Here is a 14,704-nt window from a genome sequence, read left to right as displayed (position 1 = left end):
CGAATCGGCAGCGCAGCGGCCGATCGGTCGGTCGCAGCCGGACCGAGAGAGATGGATTGATACGCCGGGGTGTCCTACCGGGAGTCGATGGCCGACGAGTCCGAGGACGACGCGGCCGCGGCGGTCGAGGGGCCGCTGTGGACCGAGACCCACGCGCCGGCGCTCGAAGACCTCCCCCAGCCGAAGGTGCGCGAGCACCTCCGGAGCGTCGTCGAGGAGCCGATGAACCTGCTCGTCCACGGGCCGAAAGGCGCCGGCAAGACCGCCGCCGTCCGCGCGCTGGCCGACGAACTCCACGACAACCCCGACGCCGACCTCGTGGAGATCAACGTCGCCGACTTCTTCGACATGACGAAGAAGGAACTCAGCCAGGACGACCGCTTCGCGCAGTTCATCGACTCCAAGCGCCGCCGGGAGTCCTCGAAGGCCGACCTCATCAACCACGTCCTCAAGGAGTCCGCGAGCTACGCCCCCGTCTCGGGCAACTACAAGACCGTCCTGCTGGACAACGCCGAGGGCGTCCGCGAGGACTTCCAGCAGGCGCTGCGCCGCGTGATGGAGCAGTACTACGAGGCGACCCAGTTCGTCATCGCGACGCGCCAGCCCTCGGCGCTCATCCCGCCGATCCGCTCGCGGTGTTTCCCCGTCTCGGTCAGGAAGCCCACCCACGACGAGACCGTCGCTGTCCTCGAAGCCATCGTCGAGGCCGAGGGCGCCGACCACGACGACGAGGGCATCGAGTACGTCGCGGGCTACGCCGACGGCGACCTCCGCCAGGCGATCCTCGCCGCCCAGACCACCTACGAACAGGAAGGGGAGATCACGATGAACAACGCCTACGAGGTGCTGGGGTCGCTGGGCGCCGACGAGCGCGTCCAGGAGATGATCACCGCCGCCGAGGCCGGCGAGTTCCTCGACGCCCGCAAGACGCTCGACGACCTGCTCGTCGACGAGGGCCACAGCGGGGAGGAGGTCCTCGAAGACGTGCTGACGGTCGCACGCTCGCGCTATTCGGGCGCGGAACTGGCCCGCGTCCACCGGCTGGCCGGCGAGATCGACCTCGACCTCCACGAGGGAACCAACGATCGCATCCACGTCTCGCACCTGCTCGCGGAACTCGGCGAGATGCGCGCCGGTCGCTGAGACGTGACCGGTACGGTGAGCGCCGGCGTGCGCTCTGCGTCGCGCCGCTGACCGCGTTGTGCGCTTCGAAATCCTTTTACCCGCTTCGGGGGGAGTATTGGACAACGAACCATGGACATCGACATCATCGCGGAAGAGGAGAATCCGATGTTGCATCGGACGGACGTGCGCTTCGAGATGACCCACGACGAGGCGACCCCCTCGCGGCTCTCCGTTCGAGACTCTCTCGCGGCCAAGCTCAACAAGGACGCCGGCGAAGTGGTCGTCCACGAGCTCGACACGAAGTTCGGCATGCGAAAGACCGTCGGCTACGCGAAGGTCTACGACGACGCCGAGTACGCCCGCGACGTCGAGCAGGACCACATGCTCGAACGCAACAAGATCGTCGCCGAGGACGGCGAGGCCGAAGAGGCCGAGGAGGCCTGAGATGCCGCGCCACGAACTCTACGAGGACGACGGCACCACCGAGCGCGAACAGTGTCCCCGCTGCGGCGACACCTTCCTCGCCGACCACGGCGACCGCAAGCACTGCGGGAAGTGCGGCTACACCGAGTGGGAGTAAGGCCCGTTCTTTCCGCCGTTTCCGCCGCCGCGTAGCCGCTCGCTATCCGGTCGACACGCGTCGCGATCGGCCTCTCGCCCCCCACAGAAGATTGATAGCCGCGACGGCGGACGTTCCGTTCGAATGACCAGTCCCTCCACGCGGCAGCGGTCGGCCGGCGGCGGGTCGGCGGTTTGGGCCGTCCTCGGCGAAGCGCGGAACGATCTACTGACGCTCCTGGCGGCCGTCCTCGCGTTCCTGACCGGCGCGCAGGTGACGTTTCTGGAGTTTCGCCGGGTCGCCTGGCCGGTGCTGAAACGCGATGTGAACGCAATCGTGGGGATCGAGACGGAGATAATCGCCACCACGCCGTGGGACGTGATCTTCCTGCAGGCGCAGGTCGCGCTCGCGGTCGGGCTGTTGTTCGCGCTTGAGACGGTCGTCTACCGCGCCCGTCGCACGCCGGAACTCCGCCGATGGTGGCCCGGCGACCCGCTCCACGCGGCGGTGCGCGCCGGACTCGTCCTCGTCGGCGTCGCCCTGTTCCCGGCGGGAGCCCTCCTCGGCTACGAGTCCCTCGTCCCGACCGTCCTCGACTTCGTGATGGGGGCCGATCCGGCGTGGTCGATCGTCCGGTGGGCGCGGATCGCGTCGCTGACTTCGTTCGCGACGGGCCTGGCCGCCCAGCTGGCGTTCGTCGGTACCGTCGCCGCGTTGCGGGGCAGTGTCTGCCGGTGACCGGGAGAGTCGGTGGTGCGCCGTCCCGACTCTTTAGAATCCAGTGACACATTCATACCGCCGCCGCTCGAAGGTCGAAGGGGAGACCAACATGACAGACTTCGACGGCAAGACTGCGATAGTGACGGGTGCGAGCGGCGGTATCGGCGAGGCGGCGGCGAAACGGTTCGCCGAGGAAGGCGCGTCGGTCGTCGTCGCGGACCTGAAAGTAGAGGAGGGCGAAGCGACCGTGGCCGACATTGAGGACGCGGGCGGGGAGGCGACGTTCGTCGAGACGGACGTGACCGACCCCGCGGACGTGGGCGCGATGGTCGACGCGGCAGTCGACAACTACGGCGGTCTCGACTTCGCCTACAACAATGCCGGTATCGAGGGCGAACAGGCTCCCCTGTCTGACCAGTCGATCGACAACTGGCAGCAGGTGATCGACGTGAACCTGCGGGGCGTGTTCCTCGGGATGCGCGCGGAGATCCCGGCCATGCTCGAGGACGGCGGCGGCGCTATCGTCAACACCTCCTCGATCGCCGGTCGGCTCGGCTTCCCCGAGATCAGCCCCTACGTCGCCAGCAAGTTCGCCGTGATCGGACTCACGAAGACCGCTGCGCTGGAGTACAGCGCCGAGGGCGTACGCGTCAACGCGATCTGCCCCGGCGTGATCGACACGCCGATGGTCGCCCATTCGCGCGAGGAAGACCCCCAGTCGATCGATCAGGCCGTCGCGGCGACGCCGATCGGTCGGCTCGGCCAGCCCGAGGAGATCGGTGACGCCGCCGTCTGGCTCTGCTCCGACGACGCTTCGTTCGTGACGGGCGAGGCGTTCACCGTCGACGGCGGGTACTCGAGCCAGTAACAACGCCTCCGACTACCGGCCACGGCGGCGACGCCGAGAGTCGGCCCAGACCGAAGTCGTCTTTTCCGTCCGGTGGAGATATCGGGCAACCACATGGCCGCGAGTCCGCCGAACGGGGACGGGGGCAGGGACGGACACGGAGACGTCCGGCGAGTCCTCGGCATCGAGGGGACCGCGTGGGCGGCCAGCGCCGCCGTCTACGAGGTCGAGAGCGACGAGGTGACCATCGAGAGCGACCCGTACCAGCCCGAGAGCGGGGGAATCCACCCCCGCGAGGCGGCCGAACACATGAGCGAGGCCGTCCCGTCGGTCGTCGAGACGGCAATCGAAACGGCCCGCGACCGCGCGGCCGCGGCGGGCGATGACCCCGACAACCCCATCGACGCCGTCGCTTTCTCTCGCGGGCCGGGGCTCGGGCCCTGCCTCCGGATCGTCGGAACTGCCGCGCGAGCGGTCGCACAGCGCTTCGACGTGCCGCTGGTCGGCGTCAACCACATGGTGGCCCACCTGGAGATCGGGCGCCACCGCTCGGGGTTCGACGCCCCGGTCTGTCTCAACGCCAGCGGCGCGAACGCGCACGTCCTCGCGTACCGCAACGGACGGTACCGCGTGCTCGGCGAGACGATGGACACCGGTGTCGGCAACGCGCTCGACAAGTTCACCCGCCACGTCGGCTGGTCTCACCCCGGCGGCCCGAAGGTCGAGGCCCACGCCAGGGAGGGGGAGTACGTCGACCTCCCGTACGTCGTCAAGGGGATGGACTTCTCGTTCTCGGGGATCATGAGCGCCGCGAAGCAGGCGTACGACGACGGGACTCCCGTCGAGAACGTCTGTCGGGGGCTGGAGGAGACGGTCTTCGCGATGCTGACCGAGGTGAGCGAGCGAGCGCTCTCGCTGACCGGGCGGGACGAACTCGTCCTCGGCGGCGGCGTCGGCCAGAACGACCGCCTGCAGGGGATGCTCCGCGAGATGTGCGAGCAGCGCGGCGCCGACCTGCACGTCCCCGAGGACCGCTTCCTGCGCGACAACGCCGGGATGATCGCCGTCCTCGGCGCGAAGATGGCCGCCGCGGGCGACACCCTCGCCGTCGAGGAGTCGGCCATCGACACGGACTTCCGCCCGGACGAGGTGCCCGTGACCTGGCGGGACGGAGAGCCGGTCCCCGCGCGAGCCCCGTCAGGCGCGGTCGACCGCGCGACGGAGCAGCAGGGCGCTGAAGCGACCGTCACCGTCGAAGGCGACCGCGTCGTCAAACGGAGGCACCCGCGGTCGTACCGCCACCCCGCGCTCGACGAGCGGTTGCGCCGCGAGCGGACGCGGATCGAAGCGCGACTGACCAGCGAAGCCCGCAGAGAGGGCGTTCCGACGCCGCTCGTGCGGGACGTCGACACCGCGTCGGCGACCATCGTCTTCCAGCGGGTCGGCGACCGCGACCTGGACGACGGGCTCTCGGTCGAGCGCGCGGCGGCGGTCGGGCGCCACCTCGCGGCGATCCACGACGCGGGGTTCGTCCACGGCGACCCGACCACCAGGAACGTGCGCGTCGGATCTGCGGATGGGAACGGCTCGGACACCGACCGGGTATTCCTCATCGACTTCGGCCTCGGCTACCACACCGGCCACGAGGAGGACCACGCGATGGACCTGCACGTCTTCGCCCAGAGCCTCGCGGGCACGGCCGACGACCACGAACGCCTGCAGACCGCCGCCGAGGACGCCTACCGCGCGGCGAGCGACCGTCCCGACGCGGTGCTCGGCCGGCTGCGGGAGATCGAAGGCCGGGGTCGGTACCAGTAGCGCGCCAGGCGGTACCGACCGCTCGGCGTCCCCCCTGGGGCCGCAGGCCGGCAAGCCCGGCTGCGCGGTCGGCGACATGGTCCGGCCTGTGCGGGTCGCCGGCCCTGTTAGCCGGTACCACAGAGATTTAAATACCCGTCGGCGAACATACGAACACTATGGACAACCCACTGGTCGTGTACGACGACGAGAACTCGGAGTTGCTCGAGGAAGCGGGAGAACTGGCCGCAGGCGTGGACGCGCAGTTGACCATCGTCTCGTTGATGACCGCCGAGGAGTTCAGGGAGGCGCGCGAAGCGCTCGACGTCGTCGCCCAGGAAGAGCACACCAGCTACGACGACAGCGTCGTCATCGACGCGGCCAAGCGCCAGGCGAGCGACACCGCCGAGGACGTCTTCGCCGACACTGACGTCGACTGGCGGGTCGTCGGCGCGCGCATCGGCGACAACGAGAGCGAAGCCGACCGCATCCTCGAAGTCGCCGACGAGAACGACGTCGACCACGTGTTTATCACCGGCCAGAAGCGCTCGCCGACCGGGAAAGCCGTCTTCGGCGACCGCGCACAGGCGATCATCCTGAACTTCGACGGCCCGGTGACCAGCCTGCTCGGGTAACGGAAGACTTACTCCGCCCGACCCTCCTGTCCCGGATACATGGACGACCAGCAGACCTGGCGCCGGCGGACCCTCCTACGCCGCGCCGGGACGGGCGCGTTCGCCTTCGCGACGCTCGGTGGTGCGACCGGGACGGGAACTGCCGCCGCGACCGACGCCGAGCGCCGCGGCTCCGAACCCGTCGCGAACCGGCAGCTGAGCGCCTCCCCGACCCAGTGGCCGCAGTTCCAGGCCGACGCCGTCAACAGCGGCTACACCGAGACGCCCGGTCCCGCGGAGGGGTCAGTCGCCTGGCAGTACGACACGGGCAGCTCTGGCGTGGCGACCGCGACGCCGCCGGCGACCGGGACGCCGTTCGACGACCCGCCGGACGACTCGCGCGACAACGTGGTCTCCTCGCCGGCGGTCGTCGACGGCACCGTCTACGTCGGGAGCAACGCCGGCTACCTCTACGCTATCGACGCCGTTAGCGGCGACGAGGCGTGGACCTACGAGACGGGCGAGGAAGTGATGTCCTCGCCGGCGGTCGTCGACGGCACCGTCTACGTCGGCAGCCACGACGGGCGCCTCCACGCCGTCGGCGCCGACAGCGGCGAGGAAGAGTGGACCTTCGAGGCCGACGGTGCCGTCTTCGCCTCCCCGACCTATCACGACGGGACGCTCTACGTCGGCAGCCAGTCCGGGACGATGTACGCCGTCGACACCGCCGGCGAGGAAGTCTGGCAGCGCTCGGTCGCCGACCGCGTCGACTCCACCGCCGCCGTCGTCGACGACACCGTCTACGTCGGCCTGTGGAACGCCGACCACACCGGGAGCGTCGTCGCGCTCGACGCGGCGAACGGCGAGCAGGTCCAGGAGTACCCCGCGACCGGCGAGATCGCCTGTTCGCCGACGGTCGTTGACGGCGTCGTCTACTTCGGCGACTACGCTCGCACGATCTACGCCGTCGACGTCGGGACGGCGGAACTCGTCTGGGGCCGCCAGTTCGACGGCGCGATCCTCGCCTCGCCGGTCGTCGTCGACGGGACGATCTACGTCGGCGGGTTCGACGGCACGCTCTGGGCGATGAACGCGACGAACGGCGACATCGAGTGGTCGTTCGCGACGGGAAACCAGATCTTCTCCTCGCCCGCCGTCACCGCCGACGCCGTCTACGTCGGCAGCGCCGACCAGTCGCTGTACGCGATCGACCGCGCGACCGGCGACGAACTGTTCAGTGTCGAGACGGACCAGCCCGTCCTCTCGTCGCCCGCCGTCACCGCGGGCGCGGTCTTCGTCGGCAGCAGCGACAGCCGCGTCTACGCCATCGGCGACCCCACCGGCGGCGAGTCCGTGAGCGCGACGCCCCCCGGAACGACCGACGACCCCACGAGGACCGGCACCGCCGGCACCGCTCCCACCGACGGGTCGGGCGGGACGACAGCGGACGACGGCCCCGGGTTCGGCGCGCTGGGCGCGCTGGGCGCGCTCGGACTCGGCGCCTGGCAGCGACACCGCGTCAAGGAATCCACCGACGAACAGTGACGGAACCGGCCGGTCGTCGAACAGTCGGCCGGCCGTCGAACGGTCTGTTGGGACGTTCGAATCGCATACCGGCACCGGTCGCGCGTCGTCGGCGGTGGAAAACCACTTAACCGATCCGCCCCAATCCTGGCACATGGTCGACAAGCCCACTTCGGGGTCGCTTTTCGGCATTCCGTACAACTTCGAGCAGCCGAGCCTCAAGCGCATGCTCTCGACGTACTGGCAGCCCGGCGAGGGCATGCTCGTCGAGAAGCCCTTCGGCGTCGGCTACACCCTGAACCTCGCCAGCTGGCGCTCGTGGGTCGTCCTCGGCGTCGCCGGCGCACTCTGGTGGCAACAGAGCCAGAGCGCCAAGACGACGGAGTTCGAGGACGAACGCGACGAACCCGTCGAAGTCGTCGTCGAAGACTGAGCGCGTGAATCCGCGGCTTTTCGCGTCTCCGTTCGTCGGCCAGCGACTGCCACTCCGACCGTCGACCGCAGGACAGCCGGGGCTTTCACGTCCTTCTCGACGCCGTCTGTAGCCGCGGATCGAACACAGACACCCGAAATCAACGCACCTATGACGAATCGAGCGGTGTTCTCGGACATGACCATTCGGTTCGTCACGACGAATCCCGGGAAGGTCCGCGAGGCCAGGGAATATCTCGCGGAGCCGGTAGAACAGCTCGACTTCGACACGCCGGAGATCCAGAGCGCCGACCTGGGCGCCATCGCCGCGCACAAGGCGCGAGCGGCCTACGAGTACGCGGACGAACCGGTCTTCGTCGACGACGCCGGCCTGTTCATCGAGGCGTTCGACGGGTTCCCCGGGCCGTACTCCTCGTACGTCCACGACACCGTCGGCGTCGAGCGGGTGTGGCGACTCGCCAGCGAGGAGGACGACCGCGCCGCGAGTTTCCGCGGAGTCGTCGCCTACTGTGACGGCGGCGAGTTCGAGGCGACGCCGGAGCCCGTCGACAGAGAAGCGCGCCGCGGGCAGGACCTCTCGGTCGAAGAGCGCGCGGCGGCGACGACCGACGAACAGGTTCGCGCCGGCGACGGCAGCGACAGTGATAGCGACGGTCTGCCCGTGAAACTCTTCTACGGCGTCGTGCCGGGTGAAATCGTCGAGCCGCGAGGGACGGGCGGGTTCGGCTACGACCCGATCTTCGAGTACGACGACCGGACGTTCGCGGAGATGGACGCCGAGGAGAAAAACGCCATCTCCCACCGCGGCCGCGCGCTCGCGAAGTTCGCGGAGTGGCTCGACGGCCGAACGGCCTGAGAGGGTCGCGCCGCGCGCAGTCGTTTTCACCCCGGCCGGCGAAGCACGGCCGTGACACGCGTTCGACCGGCCCGAGCGGCCGACACCGAACCGATCCGCGAGACACACGTCGCGGCTATCGAAGCGTTCGGGCCGGAGGCCTACGACGAGCGCGCCGTCGCCGCCTGGGCGGACCGCGGCGACGACCACTCGCTGGAGGGACTGCACGACCCCGACACCTACTGGGTCGTCGCCGAACGCGAGAACGAGAGCGAGAGCGGACCGGGCGGGAATCCGCCTGTCGCTGGCTTCGGTCGCCTCGACGCGGCCGGAGCCGAGGGCGAAGTGGTCGCCGTCTACGTCCACCCCGACTACGCACGCTCGGGCGTGGGGTCTGCCGTGCTGTCGAACCTGGAGGGGTACGCTCGCGGAACCGGACTGACCGAACTCGCGCTGATCGCGTCGCTCAACGCCGTCGGGTTCTACGAGCGACTCGGCTACGAGCGAACTCGGGCGGTCACCCACGAGACCAGCCACGGCGTCGAACTCGACTGCGTGGAGATGCGCAAGCGACTGTAGCCCGATTCGTACGGCGAACCCCGCGATGACGGCCCCCGGAGATCCCCGCGATGACGGCCCCCGGCGATCCCCGCGATGACGGCCCCCGGCGATCCCCGCGATGACGGCCCGCGGTGACGCCCCGCTACGCCCGCGGGTCGCGGTCCGGTCCGGGATACTCGCCGTTCTCGACCGCCTGGTACAGCGATTCGGCGTCGAACAGCGTCGCGAACGCCTTCGGGTCCCTGACGCTGGTCTCGACGCGACCGCGGACGGCCGCGCCGGCCGCCGCAGACTGGAGTGACTCGTCGAAGGTCAGGACGTGCATCGCCCCGCCGTGGAGCGCCGATGCCAGCGCGGGGTGGTCGTCCTCGGGCTGGTCGACCGGTTCCCGCAGGTCCTCGATCCGGTCGCGCCAGTCCGTCGCGAGGCCGGGGTCGGCCAGGTCGGCGATCACCGCCTCCGCGTCGTCGAGGAGCGCGTCGCTGGCGACGAGCGTCACCCACGAGTGCGACCGGACGTGGTCCATCGCATCCCGGGCGTCGCCACCCACGAGGAGGTCCGCCGCGAGCACGTCCGCGTCCGCGACGATCCGGGCGGGGCTCGCGTCGGTCACGACGCTCCCCCCTCCTCGTCCCCCTCTCCGGCCTCGCGTCGCCGCGCCACCGATTCTCGGACGTCCTCCACCGTCACCTCGCGGTCGTCCGCCCGCTCGAACAGATCGTGCCAGGACATGCCTGGACCGACGGACTGCGGCGGGTAAAACGCACGGTTCGAGCGGGTCCGTCTCCGGTCGACCGGCGAAGAATCACCGGGCTACGGCCGGTCTGACACGCGTCTGACGGGTGTTTACATAGACAGGTCGAGGAGTACGCGTGGGCGCGCAGCGACGGCCTCGTTTCCTATCCTCCCCACGGCGCGCCCGATCCGCAACCGATCCAAGACGCCCCGCGGTCGCTCCCCGCGACCGCGACTTCCGCGCGAGTTCGAATGGTACTCGGCGAGTCAGGCCGCGGCTTCCTCGCCGCGGAGGAACGCGCGGATGTCGGGCAGGTCGGCGGGCGCGGCCATGAGCGCCACGTCGTCGCCGGCCTCGATCTTCGTCTGCGGGAGCGGGATCTCCATCGGTTCGTCGGCGCGCCCGTGGGCGTAGATGTGGGCGTCGCCCTGGAGGTCGACGTCGACGACGCGCCGACCGATGAGGGGCGAACCCTCGGGGATCGAGACGGTCGCGACGGACAGCTCCTCGGTCAGGTCGGCGAGCACGTTGAAGTCGCCGCCCATGAGCGCGGTCTTGGCGCCGGCGGCGCCCAGTCGCTCGGGGTAGATAATCTCGTCGACGTCCTCGGCGTACTTCTCGTAGATCTCCTGGCGATAGTCCTCGTCGATGCGGAGCACCGTCCGCAGGCCGTAGTGTTTGCCGAGCATGCACGCCGAGAAGTTGGTGTTGAGGTCGCCCGTCAGCGCGGCCACCGCGTCGGCGTCCTGGATACCCGCCTCCTCGAGCGTCGCCTCCTCCGCGCCGTCCCCCTCGACGACTGTGAACCCCTCCGACTCGGCGCGCTCGACCTTCTTCGGGTCGTTGTCGACGATGACGAGGTCGTGGCCCTCGCTCTGCAGGATGCGGGCGGTCCGCATCCCGACGCGGCCGAAGCCGACGATGACGAACTTCATGGAGGTGAGTTGGGCGCCCGCCCCCAAAACTGTACTCCCGAGCGGAGTCTCGGGGCGGCGACTCGACCGTCAGTGGTCGCGGATCGACCGCTCGCTTATCGGCGTCTCCGTCACCGCGTCGACGCTGCGGTCGTCGCGGTCGGCGCTCCCCCCGCCGTCCGACTCGTCTGCGTCGAACCGCGCGACGCCCACGCCGGCGACGGTCGCGAGCGTCGCGACGACGGCGGTCGAGACCACTGCGTTCGGGAGCGTGGCCGCTATCGACGGGACCGTGGGCGCGCCCGGGCCGGCGTTCTCGGTCACCAGGTACCACGTCACCGGTAGCCAGACGGCCAGCAGTCCGCCCAGGGCGCCGGTCGCCGTCACGGCGACGAACCGACGCGACAGCGCCGTCATCCCGGTCCGGCGGACGGCGAGCACTCCCAGTCCGATCCCCCCACCGAGCAGCGCGAGGTCGCCCGCGAGTTGTCCGGCCTGGAGGTACGTCGTCGCGGTCGTCCCGATCGTCCCGAACTGCGGAAGCCACGCCGGAACACCCACGCCGTCGCTCGCCACCATGGCGACGCGGGCCACCGAGTCGAGCGCGTATCCGACCCCGGTGACGACGCCGGCGGCGAGTGCGAACGGGAGGAGGTCCCGCGCCGAAGGGGTTCGCCGGCCGCCCTCGCGGACCGACGCGATCGTCACGCCGGCCAGGGCGCTGATGGTGAGGACGCCCGGGACGGCGACCAGCAGCGTCGCCGTCGTGAGCAGCGTCAGGAACGGGCTCGAACCGGCCGAGCCGGTCGTGACGAGGACCCCCGCGACCGTCAGGAGCAACGCCGTCGCGCCGGCGGCGTAGACGACGCCGACGTACCGCAGGTACGTCCGGCCGACAGCCCGGTGTCGGGCCTCTCGATACCCCAGCGCGACGGCGCCAGCGAGGACGGCGATGGTTCCGAGCGCGAGCGCCATCTCACGGTATGCGGCGGCCGTGACGGCTGGCGACCCGAGGCCCGGGACCCACGCGGGGACTGAACCGCGGGCCAGCGCGATCGGCGGGAGGAACTGCGACGCGATGGCGAGGACTGTCAGGACAGCCGGGAGGAGGAGTGTGCGGACGGGGCGTCGCATAGCTGCCGTTCGACCGCCGGAGTGATAAACCGTCGGCTCGCTCACAGGTCTTTGCGAGCGCCCTCTCGAATGGTCCGGGCGGGTCGCGTCGTCCGTTGCACACAAGAGCGTCGCACTCCTCCGGTCGCGTATGGAACGACAGATCACGGTCAGCGGGATGAGTTGCGAGGGCTGCGAACAGAGCGTCGAGGACGCGCTCGAAGGCGTGCCGGGCGTGGAAACGGCGACGGCCGACCGCGAGTCCGAGACGGCGACCGTCGAGGGCGACGCCGACGAGGCCGCGCTCGTGCAGGCCGTCGAAGACGCCGGCTACGACGCGTCGGCGTGAGACCGCGGCAGCGGCGCGCAGAATCGGCAGCCGCTGAGAAGTCGGGACCGGAGTTCAGTCGTCGAGCGCGATGGACGCCAGTAGCGCCTCTAGCTGGATCCGCTCGTTCGCGCCGGTGGTGATCCGGTACTCCGTCTCGCCGATGCGATCGAGCAGGCGGACGGCCGCCTCGTCGCCCAGGTCGAACTCCCAGACCGAGCGGTGGAGCTGGTCGATCACGTCGCCGCCGGCGATGCCCTCCTCGGTCAGGAGGCGATCGAGCGTCGAGCGCGCCGCGGTGAAGTCGCCGTCCAGCGCCTCGACGACCATCTCGCGGATCTCCTCCGGTCGCGCGGTCGAGGTGAGCGCGTAGACGGCGTCCTCGTCGACCACACTGCCCGTGACCGAAGCGGCCTGCAGCGCGTTGATCGCCTTCCGCATGTCCCCGTCGGCGGCGTAGACGAGCGCCTCGATACCGTCCTCGGTGAGTTCGATCCCCTCCTCGTCGGCGATGTGGCGCATCTCCTCGGCGACGGCCTCGTCCGACAGCGGCGAGAAGCGAAAGACCGCACACCGCGACTGGATGGGGTCGATGATCTGGCTGGAGTAGTTACACGAGAGGATGAAGCGGACGTTGTTCGAGAACTGCTCCATCGTCCGCCGCAGGGCGGACTGGGCGTCGCTCGTCAGCGCGTCGGCCTCGTCGAGGAAGATGATCCGGTAGTCGTAGCCGCCGAAGGAGGTGCGCGCGAAGCTCTTGATGCGGTCCCTGACGACGTCGATCCCCCGCTCGTCCGAGGCGTTGAGTTCGAGGAAGTTCTCCCCCCAGTCGTCGCCGTAGAGTTCGCGGGCGATCGCCGTGGCGCTCGTCGTCTTCCCGATACCGGCCGGTCCCGAGAACAGCATGTGGCTCAGGTCGTTGCGGTCGACGTAGCTCTGGAGTCGCTCGACGATGTCCTCCTGTCCGACGATCTCGTCGAGCCGCTGGGGTCGGTACTTCTCGATCCAGACTTCCTCCCGGCCCGCCCGCGACCCGGACTCCTGATCGGCCTCGCTCATGGGATATCGGAAGCGCGGGCCGTCCGTAAACCTACCGAGTGCCGACCATCGGTCCGGCCGGGAGTTGCCTGGCTGACATCTTTATCACCTCGGCGGACGTATCGACGGGACATGAGACGCACCGCGATCGCGCTCGTCGTCGTACTGATCGTCGTCCTCTCGGTGATGCCCGGGGTGGCCGCCGCGGCGACGCGAACCGGCGGGACCGTCGTCGTCGCCGACGGCGAGACCATCGAGGGAGACCTCCAGGCCTTCGGTGGGTCCATCGTCGTCCGCGGCACGGTCGAGGGAGACCTCCAGGCCGTCGGCGGCACCGTCGTGGTCGAGGGGACCGTCGACGGGAACGTCCAGGCGACGGGCGGGACCGTCCAGATCCTCGGCACCGTCGGGGGCGACGTGGCGGCGTCCGGTGGCACCCTCAGCGTGGGCGACGACGCCCGGATCAACGGCTCGCTCGAAGCCGGTGCCGGGAGCATCGCCGTCGACGGCACGATCGTGGGCGACGTCCGCCTCGGCGGCGGATCGATCGTCCTCGGAGACACCGCACGGATCGCCGGCGACCTGGAGTACGAGGGCGACCTCACCCGGGCCGACGGCGCGACCGTAGACGGCACCGTCACGGAACGCGAGGGCCTGAACGTCGGCAGCGACGCCGACTTCACGATCCCCGGTGCGGTGTTGACCGTCTACGGGATGGTCGTCACGCTCCTGGTCGGCGCCGTGCTCCTGGCCCTCTTCCCCGTGACCTCCTCGGCCATCGCCGAGCGGGCGACCCGCGATCCGCTCCGGACGGGCGGTATCGGCCTGCTCACCGTCGTCGCCGTTCCCATAGTGCTCGTCGCCGTCGCCGTCACGATCGTCGGCATTCCGCTCGCGCTCGCCGGCGGACTCGCGTTCGGGCTGCTCGCCTGGGTCGGAACCGTCTACGGCCGGTTCGTCCTCGGCACCTGGCTCCTCTCGCTCGCCGACGCCGAGAACCGCTGGGCAGCCCTCCTCGTCGGCGTCGTCACAGTGGCGGTGCTCCGCCTGATCCCGGTCGTCGACCCGCTCGTCCGCCTCGCCGTCTTCCTCCTCGGGTTCGGCGCGCTCGTCGCCGTGCTCGCCGACAGATACCGCGACCGCCGCGGTCGCCGCGAACCGGCGCGCCAGTCGCCCGACGCCGACGACTCCGGCGCCGAACCCGCCGACTGACCGAGTCGCGTTCCCGTTCCCGCCGGGCGCAGGACGACACGCTCAAGCCCGTTCGGACGGATCGACGGGTATGCGCGTCACGGTCGCCGTCGCCGGCGAGGACACCCGCGAGGTCGAAGTCGACGAGGCCGCTACCTACGCCGACCTGCTCGACCCGTTCCCCTACGGCCCGCACGAGGTATCGGTCCTCGTCGACGGCCGCCCCGTCCCCGAGGACGCCCCGGTCGAGACCGACGAGGTGGAGGTCCTTCGACTCGTCAAAGGCGGGTGACCTACAGCCGGGCCGGCACCGAGCGAGACGGGTCACGCGAGTCACTGTCGGACGCGCCTCCAGCAGGCAAACGGGCCC

General features: G+C 70.1%; 19 protein-coding genes. 14 read left to right on the top strand and 5 right to left on the bottom strand.

Features of this window, described 5'->3' with window-relative positions; all coding sequences use genetic code 11:
• Nucleotides 1-87: 87 nt before the first annotated feature.
• The 11 genes from ACMGFE_RS02025 to ACMGFE_RS01975 all read left to right on the top strand — a co-directional run bounded on the left by ACMGFE_RS02025 (nt 88) and on the right by ACMGFE_RS01975 (nt 9,032).
• The gene (locus ACMGFE_RS02025; RefSeq protein WP_436923359.1) at nt 88-1,143 is read left to right on the top strand and encodes an AAA family ATPase; all 1,056 of its coding nucleotides are present in this window, start codon (nt 88-90) and stop codon (nt 1,141-1,143) included.
• A gap of 111 nt (nt 1,144-1,254) precedes the next feature.
• The gene (locus tag ACMGFE_RS02020) at nt 1,255-1,569 is read left to right on the top strand and encodes a 30S ribosomal protein S24e (RefSeq protein WP_436923357.1); all 315 of its coding nucleotides are present in this window, start codon (nt 1,255-1,257) and stop codon (nt 1,567-1,569) included.
• Between the two features lies 1 nt (nt 1,570).
• The gene (locus tag ACMGFE_RS02015; protein ID WP_415378539.1) at nt 1,571-1,705 is read left to right on the top strand and encodes a 30S ribosomal protein S27ae; all 135 of its coding nucleotides are present in this window, start codon (nt 1,571-1,573) and stop codon (nt 1,703-1,705) included.
• Nucleotides 1,706-1,828: 123 nt separating this feature from the next.
• Nucleotides 1,829-2,422, top strand: coding sequence for a twin-arginine translocase subunit TatC (locus ACMGFE_RS02010; RefSeq protein ID WP_436923355.1), 594 nt, complete (start codon nt 1,829-1,831; stop codon nt 2,420-2,422).
• A 91-nt stretch (nt 2,423-2,513) separates the two neighbouring features.
• Nucleotides 2,514-3,272 carry an SDR family oxidoreductase gene (locus tag ACMGFE_RS02005; protein WP_436923353.1) on the top strand — a complete coding sequence of 253 codons (759 nt, stop codon included), beginning with the start codon at nt 2,514-2,516 and terminating at the stop codon, nt 3,270-3,272.
• Nucleotides 3,273-3,365: 93 nt separating this feature from the next.
• Complete coding sequence (locus ACMGFE_RS02000) at nt 3,366-5,069, top strand: bifunctional N(6)-L-threonylcarbamoyladenine synthase/serine/threonine protein kinase (RefSeq protein WP_436923352.1); 1,704 nt, start codon at nt 3,366-3,368, stop codon at nt 5,067-5,069.
• A 158-nt stretch (nt 5,070-5,227) separates the two neighbouring features.
• The gene (locus ACMGFE_RS01995) at nt 5,228-5,683 is read left to right on the top strand and encodes a universal stress protein (protein WP_436923350.1); all 456 of its coding nucleotides are present in this window, start codon (nt 5,228-5,230) and stop codon (nt 5,681-5,683) included.
• Between the two features lie 39 nt (nt 5,684-5,722).
• Complete coding sequence (locus tag ACMGFE_RS01990) at nt 5,723-7,207, top strand: outer membrane protein assembly factor BamB family protein (protein WP_436923349.1); 1,485 nt, start codon at nt 5,723-5,725, stop codon at nt 7,205-7,207.
• Nucleotides 7,208-7,340: 133 nt separating this feature from the next.
• Nucleotides 7,341-7,619 carry a DUF5808 domain-containing protein gene (locus ACMGFE_RS01985; protein ID WP_436923348.1) on the top strand — a complete coding sequence of 93 codons (279 nt, stop codon included), beginning with the start codon at nt 7,341-7,343 and terminating at the stop codon, nt 7,617-7,619.
• 177 nt (nt 7,620-7,796) lie between these two features.
• Complete coding sequence (locus tag ACMGFE_RS01980; RefSeq protein ID WP_436923346.1) at nt 7,797-8,474, top strand: non-canonical purine NTP pyrophosphatase; 678 nt, start codon at nt 7,797-7,799, stop codon at nt 8,472-8,474.
• Between the two features lie 51 nt (nt 8,475-8,525).
• On the top strand, nt 8,526-9,032 hold the full coding sequence (locus ACMGFE_RS01975; RefSeq protein WP_436923344.1) for a GNAT family N-acetyltransferase: 507 nt from the start codon (nt 8,526-8,528) through the stop codon (nt 9,030-9,032).
• A 124-nt stretch (nt 9,033-9,156) separates the two neighbouring features.
• Here the strand turns inward: ACMGFE_RS01975 and ACMGFE_RS01970 are convergent, their stop codons facing one another.
• The 4 genes from ACMGFE_RS01970 to ACMGFE_RS01955 all read right to left on the bottom strand — a co-directional run bounded on the left by ACMGFE_RS01970 (nt 9,157) and on the right by ACMGFE_RS01955 (nt 11,798).
• The gene (locus tag ACMGFE_RS01970; RefSeq protein ID WP_436923343.1) at nt 9,157-9,627 is read right to left on the bottom strand and encodes a DUF7384 family protein; all 471 of its coding nucleotides are present in this window, start codon (nt 9,625-9,627) and stop codon (nt 9,157-9,159) included.
• Complete coding sequence (locus tag ACMGFE_RS01965; RefSeq protein WP_436923342.1) at nt 9,624-9,746, bottom strand: hypothetical protein; 123 nt, start codon at nt 9,744-9,746, stop codon at nt 9,624-9,626. Before ACMGFE_RS01965 ends, ACMGFE_RS01970 begins: the two co-directional genes overlap by 4 nt.
• Before the next feature lie 270 nt (nt 9,747-10,016).
• Nucleotides 10,017-10,685, bottom strand: coding sequence for a potassium channel family protein (locus tag ACMGFE_RS01960; RefSeq protein ID WP_436923341.1), 669 nt, complete (start codon nt 10,683-10,685; stop codon nt 10,017-10,019).
• A gap of 69 nt (nt 10,686-10,754) precedes the next feature.
• Nucleotides 10,755-11,798, bottom strand: a complete 1,044-nt coding sequence (locus tag ACMGFE_RS01955) for a hypothetical protein (RefSeq protein ID WP_436923339.1) — start codon at nt 11,796-11,798, stop codon at nt 10,755-10,757.
• Between the two features lie 130 nt (nt 11,799-11,928).
• Here ACMGFE_RS01955 and ACMGFE_RS01950 point away from each other — a divergent pair, with 130 nt between their 5' ends.
• The gene (locus ACMGFE_RS01950) at nt 11,929-12,126 is read left to right on the top strand and encodes a heavy-metal-associated domain-containing protein (RefSeq protein ID WP_436923337.1); all 198 of its coding nucleotides are present in this window, start codon (nt 11,929-11,931) and stop codon (nt 12,124-12,126) included.
• Nucleotides 12,127-12,180: 54 nt separating this feature from the next.
• On the opposite strand, the gene ACMGFE_RS01945 is transcribed toward ACMGFE_RS01950, so the two are convergent.
• Nucleotides 12,181-13,164 carry a replication factor C small subunit gene (locus tag ACMGFE_RS01945; RefSeq protein ID WP_436923335.1) on the bottom strand — a complete coding sequence of 328 codons (984 nt, stop codon included), beginning with the start codon at nt 13,162-13,164 and terminating at the stop codon, nt 12,181-12,183.
• A gap of 111 nt (nt 13,165-13,275) precedes the next feature.
• Here ACMGFE_RS01945 and ACMGFE_RS01940 point away from each other — a divergent pair, with 111 nt between their 5' ends.
• Both ACMGFE_RS01940 and samp2 read left to right on the top strand, forming a co-directional pair.
• Complete coding sequence (locus ACMGFE_RS01940; RefSeq protein WP_436923333.1) at nt 13,276-14,355, top strand: bactofilin family protein; 1,080 nt, start codon at nt 13,276-13,278, stop codon at nt 14,353-14,355.
• Between the two features lie 70 nt (nt 14,356-14,425).
• On the top strand, nt 14,426-14,626 hold the full coding sequence (samp2, locus tag ACMGFE_RS01935; RefSeq protein WP_436923332.1) for a ubiquitin-like small modifier protein SAMP2: 201 nt from the start codon (nt 14,426-14,428) through the stop codon (nt 14,624-14,626).
• The last annotated feature ends 78 nt before the right edge of the window (nt 14,627-14,704 follow it).

This window comes from Halosimplex amylolyticum (genome assembly GCF_051414035.1).
Classification (GTDB): Archaea; Halobacteriota; Halobacteria; order Halobacteriales; family Haloarculaceae; genus Halosimplex; species Halosimplex amylolyticum.
Note: the sequence above shows the minus strand (reverse complement) of the source record. Positions and strands in the feature narration are given on the sequence as shown.